The organism is Bacillus sp. 205(2023), assembly GCF_037027485.1.
Classification (GTDB): domain Bacteria; phylum Bacillota; class Bacilli; order Bacillales; family Bacillaceae; genus Bacillus; species Bacillus halotolerans.
The window spans coordinates 1-344 of sequence record NZ_JAXCHF010000038.1 but is presented as its reverse complement, the minus strand read 5'-3'; the positions used below and the strand labels follow the sequence as shown (position 1 = coordinate 344).

General features: G+C 41.6%; 1 rRNA gene. It reads left to right on the top strand.

Features of this window, described 5'->3' with window-relative positions:
• Positions 1–7 precede the first annotated feature (7 nt).
• Positions 8–123, top strand: a 5S ribosomal RNA gene (gene rrf, locus WA325_RS21295).
• Positions 124–344 lie beyond the last annotated feature (221 nt).

The following is a 344-nucleotide window of genomic DNA, read 5'->3' as shown; positions in this document are numbered from 1 at the left end:
TCAATTGTTTGGTGGCGATAGCGAAGAGGTCACACCCGTTCCCATGCCGAACACGGAAGTTAAGCTCTTCAGCGCCGATGGTAGTCGGGGGTTTCCCCCTGTGAGAGTAGGACGCCGCCAAGCAGTTGCACATTAGTGCAATTAAAAATAAAAAAGTTGTTGACTTTGAGAAAGTGACGTTGTATACTAATAAAGTTACTTTAACAAAGCGATAAAAAATGATCTTTGAAAACTAAACAAGACAAAACGTACCTGTTAATTCAAGTTTTATTATAAAATCGCACAGCGATGTGCGTAGTCAGTCAAACTACTTTATCGGAGAGTTTGATCCTGGCTCAGGACGA